5 protein-coding genes are annotated in these 2,790 nt (G+C 65.1%); 1 reads left to right on the top strand and 4 read right to left on the bottom strand.

Going from position 1 to position 2,790, the window contains the following annotated elements; all coding sequences use genetic code 11:
- The 4 genes from ACZK5D_RS16790 to ACZK5D_RS16775 form a co-directional block, all read right to left on the bottom strand.
- On the bottom strand, positions 1 to 363 hold a 363-nt coding region (locus tag ACZK5D_RS16790), incomplete at its 3' end, for a type II toxin-antitoxin system VapC family toxin (protein WP_463666147.1).
- The gene (locus ACZK5D_RS16785; RefSeq protein ID WP_463666146.1) at positions 360 to 587 is read right to left on the bottom strand and encodes a FitA-like ribbon-helix-helix domain-containing protein; all 228 of its coding nucleotides are present in this window, start codon (positions 585 to 587) and stop codon (positions 360 to 362) included. The genes ACZK5D_RS16790 and ACZK5D_RS16785, both read right to left, overlap by 4 nt.
- Positions 588 to 791: 204 nt before the next feature.
- Positions 792 to 1,280, bottom strand: a complete 489-nt coding sequence (locus ACZK5D_RS16780) for a hypothetical protein (RefSeq protein ID WP_463666145.1) — start codon at positions 1,278 to 1,280, stop codon at positions 792 to 794.
- 199 nt (positions 1,281 to 1,479) lie between these two features.
- Positions 1,480 to 1,707, bottom strand: coding sequence for a hypothetical protein (locus ACZK5D_RS16775; RefSeq protein ID WP_463666144.1), 228 nt, complete (start codon positions 1,705 to 1,707; stop codon positions 1,480 to 1,482).
- Between the two features lie 157 nt (positions 1,708 to 1,864).
- Between ACZK5D_RS16775 and ACZK5D_RS16770 the strand changes: the two genes are divergently transcribed.
- Positions 1,865 to 2,790 (top strand): ISL3 family transposase (locus ACZK5D_RS16770; protein ID WP_463666143.1); only part of this gene is annotated, 926 nt, incomplete at its 3' end.

Genomic DNA, 2,790 nt, shown 5'->3' with positions numbered 1-2,790 from the left:
GGCGTGGTGGCCGCCGCTGTCGAGCTTCGCATCGCAGGTGTACAGCGGTGCATCCAGCGCCTCGGCCAGAGCGAGGTACGCGGCGTCGTAGCTCGTGTACTGGTGACGCAACTGCCAGATCCGATCAGCCAATGGCGAGACCTCGTAGCGATTGACGGCGAACGCGAAGTGGTCACGACGAACCTCCTCCGCGACAGCGGGATCGAGTTTGCCGCCCAGAAGCAAGCCCCGCAGCACGGACAACACCTCGACATCGAGCAGGTGCGGCGCGTGCACCTCGCCGGTGAGAGCATCCAGCAGCTCGTCGGAGACCTCACTGCCGATCAACGCCTCGACCATCGCCGAGGCGTCCAGCACGATCACCGACGGCCTGCCCGCACGGCAGCGACGATGTCGTCGGAGCTAGGCCCACTGGAACGGTCCCGCGCCCTGAGCCGAGCAACGATCTGCTCGTTGGTGGGCCGTGTGGCGATCTTGGCCAACTCGGCGGCGACGTAGGCCGACAACGACATGCCTTGCGCCGCCGCCCGTTCCTTCAAGGTAGCGGCGACATCATCGGAGACGTCACGGATGTACAGGGTCGTCATGACATTATGCTAGCATTCTGCAAGCAGGGCGATCAATCCGGCCCACTCTCTCAACGCGGCAGATCAGTGCGTTCGCCTGAGCAACTCTGCACTGGCATGGCGGCCGTCGCTATCGCGCTCGGCGCGCAGCTGGTGGCGGCGGCAGGACGCCTTCGGGGAGGGTCAAGCGGGCGGCGTCGCAGTGTGAAGTGGTGACCCAGGAGGTCAGTGATCGCCTGGAGCTGAACCGCCGCGGGTCAGTAGCCCGATGACTGACACAGCGATCAGAAAGGAGCCCACCAGAGCAACGAAATCGAGAGTTCCGCCCCAGATCAACGACAGGAACTGCAACGGCTGCGAAAGTGTAGGGGCCGTGGTGAAGACGAACCAGTTCGGGACGGCGGTCCCGATCACAGCGACGAACCCCAACAGACCACCCAGAACAAGGCCACGACGATGCGTACTGGCCACTGGTCCTGGCCAGAACCCCAGGGCGCCGGCGCTGAACACCGCCGCACCCGCGAGCAAGATCCAGAAGACGGCGTGCAGGACGGCGTCCGTCAAAGCCCAGCCGGGTCCACCCTGAAGCAGAGTCCTGGCCACCCATGTGGCGATCGCCGCAACGCCACAAGAGGCGGCCACTACGCCCAAGATGCGCCGAGTAACCACCGTCTTGGCTTGCTCGGCAACTATCGACTTCGACCGCGACTCCATGACAGAACCCTAGAGGCCTTGGGGGTCAGGCCCTCCGGTGAACATGCAGTGCTGGAGGAGCTGACCCTGATCAAAGGATCAAGAGACGTGCGGATCATGGAGGCCGCGCCGTCGCCACCGGCGACCACCCCAGCGCGGCATGAGCAGATGTCGGCTCTGCTGTGGGGGCGAACGGTAGGGTCCGCCGTGCACCACCTCGTCAGCGCAGTAGTAGCTCGCCAAACCAGAGAGTCACCGCAGTGAGGGCAAAGAAGAGCTCATCCCAAAGCGTGACCCGGTTAGCAACCCACCTCAATCTGACCAGCGCCCATTTCAGGAGTAGATACAACAATCCGCCGATCATGGCACCCACGACTTGTGCCACCGCCCAGTACATCTCAACATCAGCGAAGAAGACTGTGCCAACGATTCCGACGATCGACGCCAATCCGGCTCTTCACAGAAGGCAGTGGATTGATGGGCCGCGTTTGAGCGGCGGCTGACCCGGGTCAAGGATCCCGTCCCGGGTGCCCTGGGTCGAGGAGGGGGCCCTCGGGTTGGCAGGATGAAGGTGTCTACGCCTCATCTGAAACCCAAGGGCCCTTGTGCGAAACGCTACCCCACCCTGCCTCGATACGTTCTGCCGGCTCGATCGTCTCGGGCTGACCGTGACCGCCCAGCGCGTCGAACCCGACCACACAGTGCTGCGCTGCCGCCCCACCACACCGCCGTCGCCGTGTCCGGGGTGCGCCGGGCCAGGGGTGCGGCACGACGCGGTGCTGCGTCGTCTGGCGCATGTGCCCTACGGCTGGAAACCCACGATCCTCGAGGTGATCGTGCCTCGATATCGCTGTGTCCCGTGCCGAAGGGTGTGGCGCCATGACATCCGGGCCGCGGCTCCGTCGAAGGGGAAACTGTCGCGTGACGCGATCATGCAGGCCGTCAAGTCCATCGTGATCGACCGAATGTCGATCGCACGGGTCGCGGCCAACCTCGGCGTCGCCTGGAACACCGCCTGCGACGCGATCCTCGCCGCCGGCGCCGACCTGCTCATCGACCATCCGCAGCGCCTCGACGGGGTCACCACGGTCGGGGTCGATGAGCACGTCTGGCGACATACCCGCCACGGCGACAAGTACGTCACCGTGATCATCGATCTCACTCCGACCAGGACCAGAAGCGGCCCGTCGAGGTTGTTGGCGGTGGTCGAGGGCAGATCGAAACAGGCCTTCAAATCCTGGCTCGAAGCCCAAACTGAGGCCTTCAGGGACACGGTCGAGATCGTCGCGATGGACGGCTTCACCGGCTACAAATCCGCCGCCGTCGAAGCGATCGACACCGTCACCACCGTGATGGACCCCTTTCATGTCGTGGCCCTGGTCGGGGACAAGCTCGACCGCTGCCGGCAACGCGTCCAGCAAGAGACCCTCGGGCATCGGGGCCGCTCCGGGGACCCGCTCTACGGGATCCGTCGGGTCGCCCGGACCCGCGCTGGGCTGCTCACCGAGAAGCAACAGCACCGGCTCGCCAA

The sequence above is a fragment of the Tessaracoccus yangjingae genome, assembly GCF_055326235.1.
The sequence above is the reverse complement of the archived record's forward strand: the minus strand, read 5'-3'. Positions and strand labels throughout refer to the sequence as shown.

Coding starts and splice junctions, on each gene's coding strand:
- ACZK5D_RS16785 (WP_463666146.1), bottom strand. CDS start 587: ATGACGACCCTGTACATCCGTGACGTCTCCGATGATGTCGCCGCTACC.
- ACZK5D_RS16780 (WP_463666145.1), bottom strand. CDS start 1,280: ATGGAGTCGCGGTCGAAGTCGATAGTTGCCGAGCAAGCCAAGACGGTG.